This is a genomic window from Pedobacter sp. CFBP9032 (assembly GCF_034045265.1).
Classification (GTDB): Bacteria; Bacteroidota; Bacteroidia; order Sphingobacteriales; family Sphingobacteriaceae; genus Pedobacter.
The window spans coordinates 366,580-372,579 of record NZ_JAXCWE010000006.1 but is presented as its reverse complement, the minus strand read 5'-3'; the positions used below and the strand labels follow the sequence as shown (position 1 = coordinate 372,579).

Annotated in this window: 6 protein-coding genes; 2 read left to right on the top strand and 4 right to left on the bottom strand. The window is 36.2% G+C overall.

Translation table 11 applies throughout. The features are described from left to right. The first annotated feature begins 767 nt into the window (after positions 1 to 767). On the top strand, positions 768 to 2,078 hold the full coding sequence (locus tag SOM16_RS14155; RefSeq protein WP_320464643.1) for a leucine-rich repeat-containing protein kinase family protein: 1,311 nt from the start codon (positions 768 to 770) through the stop codon (positions 2,076 to 2,078). Positions 2,079 to 2,080: 2 nt separating this feature from the next. Here SOM16_RS14155 and rlmN read toward each other — a convergent pair whose 3' ends face one another. After that, the gene (rlmN, locus tag SOM16_RS14150; RefSeq protein WP_320464642.1) at positions 2,081 to 3,127 is read right to left on the bottom strand and encodes a 23S rRNA (adenine(2503)-C(2))-methyltransferase RlmN; all 1,047 of its coding nucleotides are present in this window, start codon (positions 3,125 to 3,127) and stop codon (positions 2,081 to 2,083) included. Between the two features lie 88 nt (positions 3,128 to 3,215). Next, entirely contained in the window at positions 3,216 to 4,196 is a 981-nt protein-coding gene (gene rluF, locus SOM16_RS14145) for a 23S rRNA pseudouridine(2604) synthase RluF (protein ID WP_320464641.1), read from the bottom strand. 401 nt (positions 4,197 to 4,597) lie between these two features. Between rluF and SOM16_RS14140 the strand changes: the two genes are divergently transcribed. After that, complete coding sequence (locus SOM16_RS14140) at positions 4,598 to 4,876, top strand: hypothetical protein (RefSeq protein ID WP_320464640.1); 279 nt, start codon at positions 4,598 to 4,600, stop codon at positions 4,874 to 4,876. Here the strand turns inward: SOM16_RS14140 and SOM16_RS14135 are convergent. Further along, complete coding sequence (locus SOM16_RS14135) at positions 4,842 to 5,240, bottom strand: helix-turn-helix transcriptional regulator (protein WP_320464639.1); 399 nt, start codon at positions 5,238 to 5,240, stop codon at positions 4,842 to 4,844. The genes SOM16_RS14140 and SOM16_RS14135 overlap by 35 nt on opposite strands. 33 nt (positions 5,241 to 5,273) lie before the next feature. Beyond that, a complete protein-coding gene (gene nusG, locus SOM16_RS14130) occupies positions 5,274 to 5,834 on the bottom strand; it encodes a UpxY family transcription antiterminator (protein ID WP_320464638.1) in 561 nt (186 codons plus the stop codon). Positions 5,835 to 6,000 lie beyond the last annotated feature (166 nt).

Sequence of the window (6,000 nt, the reverse complement as noted above, 5' to 3'; positions counted from 1 at the left end):
AAGAATAAAGGCTAAAGGTCAAAGCAGAAAGCCAAAAGCTGATTCTTCGTATAGTTCACGGTACGTCCTCCTAAACTTGATTAAGGATCTTTTTACAGATGACTAAGGAGTAAGGATTAAAGAGTAAAGACTAAAGGTCAAAGCAGAAAGCCAAAAGCCGATTCTTTGCATAGTTCTCGGTACGTCCTCCTGAAGTTGATTCAGGATCTTTTTTACAGATGACTAAGGAGCAAGGAATAAAGAGTAAAGATCAAAGCAGAAGGCTAAAAGCTGATTCTTCGCATCATCAGTCGCACGTCCTCCTGAACTTGATTCAGGATCTTTTTTACAGATGACTAAGGAGCAACGAACAAAGAGTAAAGACTAAAGGTCAAAGCAGAAAGGTCAAAGCCGATTCTTCGTATAGTCCTTCTTACGTCCTCCTGAACTTGATTCAGGATCTTTTTAAAGATGACTAAGGGGCAAGTAATAAAAGAGTAAAGATTAAGAAGGAGAGCGTAAAGACTAGAGGTCGAAGCAGAAATCTAAAATGGATTTCTGGAATTATCTTTATCGAGATTAGGCAGAAAAAGAATAGCATGCTCTTAATATAATTCTGCCAATAATAGTACAAGATTATAAACGTTATAGGATTACTAATCTGGATTTAATGTATTGGTAATAAAAAAGTTAAATTTGGCTATTTACCTCTACAGGGATTGCTTTTTTGGTAAACACTGGCCTTATCCAGGTTGATAAATTTTATATTTGTGAAAATTTGTATTCTTATGCAGACGTTAGCGCAATTGAAATGTGGAGTATTGGAGGGTTGTACTTCCCTAAAACTATCTGAAGGATTAACAAGCTTTCCAATAGAGATTTTTTCATTATCAGATACCCTGGAATATCTGGATTTATCTTCTAATAACTTATCTGAGTTGCCAAAGGATTTCGGAAGGCTAAAAAAACTGAAGGTTTTCTTTTGTTCTGATAATAGCTTTGATACTTATCCCCAGGTTTTGGCAGATTGCCCGCAACTTGATATCGTTGGCTTTAAAGCTAATCGTATTCAGACCATTCCGGATAATGCAATTGGCGCTAACCTAAGGTGGTTAATTTTAACAAACAATCAGGTATCAGCAATACCGGCAGCTATTGGTCAATGTTATCGTTTAGAAAAATTAATGCTTGCCGGAAACCAGTTAACGGCCTTGCCTGATGAGTTGCAAAATTGTAAGGCTTTAGCACTTTTAAGGCTTTCTGCAAATGAAATCGATATTATACCTGAATGGTTATTCTCCCTGCCAAAATTATCATGGCTGGCATTTGCTGGAAATCCTTGTACTCAAAATGCTATTGCAGAGATTGAAGCGCCGGTTATTGCTTATAATAGCTTGCAAATTAAAGATAGGTTAGGGGAAGGTGCTTCTGGAACGATTTACCGTGCATCGAGAGCAGGCATACTTCATGATGTGGCCGTAAAAGTTTTTAAGGGAGACGTAACCAGCGACGGATACCCTGAAGATGAAATGAGTTCGAGTTTGCAAGCAGGGGAACACGATGCATTGGTTAAGATTCTTGGCACAACAGATAATATTGTCGAATCGAAAACGGGTTTGGTAATGGAACTTATTCCGAAACATTATGTAAATCTTGGAAATCCTCCAAGTTTGAAGTCGTGCACTCGCGATGTTTTTGATCCTAATGTTCAATTTTCTGCCCAGCAAATTATAAACATATTAACCTCTATTTCTTCGGTGGCCAATCATTTGCATGAAAGAGGAATTATGCATGGCGATTTATATGCGCATAATATGTTAATTGATGATGAGGGTAATACCCTGTTTGGAGATTTTGGGGCAGCTACCAGGTATGAGCGAACTGAACTTAGCAATGCTTATGCTTTGGAGAAAATAGAAGTAAGTGCTTTTGGTTACCTGGTGGATGATCTTTTATCGTTATACCCTTCCAATAAAAATGATGCATTCAGTTTGGCTTTGCAATCACTAAAAGAGAGATGCCTTTCTACAAAAACTGATAGCCGCCCGAATTTTGAGGAAATTGAATCAAAATTAGCAGAGATAAAGCTATCCGTTTAATCTTAGCTTTCTTTTACTGCCAACTGGCCACATGCTGCATCAATATCTTTTCCACGGCTACGGCGAATGTTGGTGGTAATCCCCTGCGATTTCAGGTAATTTGCGAAGGCATCGATTTTATCTCCTTCTGCATTGGTAAAATCAGCAAATGAGATCGGGTTGTATTCAATTAGATTTACTTTACATGGAATGTGTTTGCAAAACTTTGCTAAATCCATTGCGTCTGTTATCTCATCATTGAAATGGTTAAACACAATATATTCGTAAGTGACCGGATTTTTTGTTTTGGCAAAGTAGTACTTTAGTGCTTCTGCTAATGCCTTTAATGTGTTTGCCTTATTGATTGGCATAATTTCATTGCGTTTTTTATCATCAGCAGCATGAAGCGAAAGTGCAAGGTTAAATTTAGCGCCATCGTCTCCCAATTTTTTAATCATCTTTGCAATTCCGGCAGTAGATACCGTGATGCGTTTGTAACTCATATTTAAACCATCGGGTGCGGTGATACGTTCAATAGATTTTAATACGTTGGCATAATTCAATAGCGGCTCGCCCATCCCCATATAAACAATATTGGTAAGTGGGTTATTGTAGTTTTGTTTGGCCTGTTTATCTATGAGCACTACCTGATCATAAATTTCATCTGCGTTCAGATTTCTTTTACGATCCATATAACCTGTGGCACAGAATTTACAAGTTAAGCTACATCCAACCTGGGAGCTTACACAAGCAGTCATGCGATCTTCTAACGGAATTAGTACACCTTCTACAATGTTACCATCTGCTAAACGAAACGTATTTTTAATGGTATGATCGTTACTGAATTGTGAGTTATTTACCTGAACAGCATTAATGGTAAAACCTTCATCTAATGTTTTGCGCAAATCTTTAGAAAGATTGCTCATCTCATCAAAATTAGTAGCTGATTTTTCCCATAACCACTGATAAATCTGCTTTGCCCTGAATGCTGGCTGTTGCATGGCCGCTAATTGTTGCTGCAACTGTGCTAAATCAAGTGAGCGGATATCGATCTTTTTTGCTATTACCATTTGCTGCAAAGATACTTAAAAAGCTTTTAAGCTAAAAGGCTAAAGCAAAAAGCAAATGGTTGTGATTCAGAATTTTACAATTAACAGGTTATCTTCCTTTTGGTCTGCCATTTGACTTTCCTGCAGGTTTGCCTTTTGCGGGTCTGGCATTTTTAGTAGCGTGAGTTTTTTTTCCGGCTGTTTTACCTTTTGCTGATGAGGGGCCGCTTTGCTTTTTATATGTTGGTTTTGCCCCAGTTGAGTGTTTAGGTTTCTGACTTTTTTTAGCTTCTTCTCTCAACTCAGGAATTTCTTCCCAGGCATTTGGTTTTTTCTTTGCAGTATTTTTGGCTTTTGGACTTGCCTCTGATGATGATTTCTCTACGCTTTTCATTATCCCTGACATTTCCTGTTCAGAAAGTTCTCTGAATTCGCCAGTTGGAATGCCCTTTAGATTGACATTCATGATGCGTGTTCGTTCTAATTTGGTTACTTCATAGCCAAAATGCTCACACATTCTTCTAATTTGTCTGTTTAATCCCTGAATTAAAATGATGTTAAATACGAAGGTGCTGATTTGCCGAACTTTACATTTGCGGGTATTTACCCCGAGAATGGGCACGCCATTACTCATTTCAAAAATGAAGTCCTCGTTAATGGGCTTATTTACGGTAACCACATATTCTTTTTCGTGCTTATTACCCGCTCTTAAAATCTTGTTTACAATGTCTCCATTATTGGTTAGAAAAATAAGCCCGGATGAATCTTTATCTAATCTTCCTATAGGAAAGATCCGTTCGCTATGGTTAATATAATCAACAATATTATCTTTTATATTAGATTCTGTTGTACTGGTAACACCTGTTGGCTTATTAAAGGCCAGGAGGATGAAGTTACTTTCTTCTTTTGGCTCGATGTTATGCCCGTTAACCATCACGTTATCACCGGCGAAAACCTGATCGCCGATTTTGGCTCTCTTTCCATTGATAAATACATTACCCTTTTCTATAAACCGATCTGCTTCTCTACGGGAGCATAAACCACTTTCGCTGATGAATTTATTTAATCTGGTTGCGGGGTTATTATTCATACTACAATTTTACGGAAATAAATTTGGTATAATCTATCAGATTAGGTGAAAGCTAAAACTTTGCCTGCTCCTCTTAAACGCATTTCTTTCTGTGCTAAATCTGAAAATTTAAAGTATAATTGCGTATAAATACTCAATCTTTCACACATTGCAGTTCGTTCTGTGTAAAAAGAATCAAACAATGTGGAGGGTAAAGCTGAAAAATTATCTTATTTTTGGCTAGTTAATTACAGTAGTTATACCTGTTTGTTTTATCAGAAAATATAAATGATAAAGGAATCATTAGAATGATTTACTTCATCTGTTTTGTAATAATGGTATTAAAACGTAATTATATTTCAGTATGTTTCCCAATGCAAGATCCAGAAGAATAATTTATAAGCAACTAATAATAAAATCAAATGTCTGCTGAAGTTCCCGGTGCAAATCCTTCATTTAAAATAAAAGATACTGCATACACTTTTAATGTTGAAGAGTACATTAGTTTTCTAGATCAGTGTGAAGACTTTATGTCTGTAGAAAAAGAAAATTTTGAAGTAATGCTTGATTGTATATCCGAGCGTTTGATTAATTGCGCGGATGCTAAGACTCCAATAGGAGAAATCAGGCCTCAAATCAAATTGCTTAAGGAACTTGGGTTTTTTCTTAAAAATATAGTAAGTGTTGAAGCGACAGAATAACTAATACAGTACTTTTGTTTTTGATGCATAATTGTAAGAGCTCATTGTATTTTTCCAGCAAATCAATGTATTTATCTTTCCAGTTTGAATCGCCCGTACTTAACGCATTTTCTGTAGATTCTGTATAGTGGAGTGTACTTTTGCCAATGGTTTCGCCTTTAACAAATAAGGATGGGAATTCTGAAGAGAAATCATGATTTAATACGGATCCTATTCTAAATATAATTTCAGGTTTAAGGTGTCTTTGATTAAACCAGTTATATACTGATCTGCGGTTAACCTGAATAATTCTTGCAAGTTCGGCGATGCTGTATCCGTTTCTTCTGATTATTCTTTCTACTGTTTGGCCATGATGGAGTTCCATAATGATAATGAATAGGGGTTTTTAGTGATTTGTTTAACGATTAGATGAAATTGTTTTTGCCTGACCAGTGATGATATTACCAATATCTACTCTAATTTTTGCAACTAAGGCACAATCAAGTTGGTTGAGTACCAGTAATACGGTTTTCTCCTCCACTTCTAATATCTCTGCCTCACTACCCGCTTTAAAGCCTTTATTAATTAATACCTTATCTCCAACAACTAATTGTTTGCGATTGATTGTTTCAATTCCGTTATAAGTAGAAAGAATTCCATTAATTCTGCTGATATCTTCATCTGGCATGATAGCAGGCTTACCGCAGAAATTTACATAATTTAAAATGCCGGCAGTAGCCAATACTTTATGTTCTTCAATCGCACTTACATATACAAACAGGTAAGATGGGAAAAGCGGTTTCTCAATAAGCTTATATCTATCGGCCCATTTACTCTTAATGGTAATAACCGGGCAAAAACTGTGCAATCCGGATTGACTTAATAGCTGATGCGCTTTCTTTTCATAGTTGGACCGCGTATATACGACCTTCCACTTTTTTTTACTCGCAACGTGTTGCGGGAGGGGTTTTAAATTCATATTTAAGGGGTAAGACATTGTAAAATAACCGAAAATGTGCCAAATATGTAGCTTAAAGATTACATTTGTATATCAATATGTGAATTTGTGTAAACCCACTTTCTTGATAATAAGTGTTTTATACTCTTTTTATGTTTAAGTGTTGGTTTATTGACACTTATCTGCA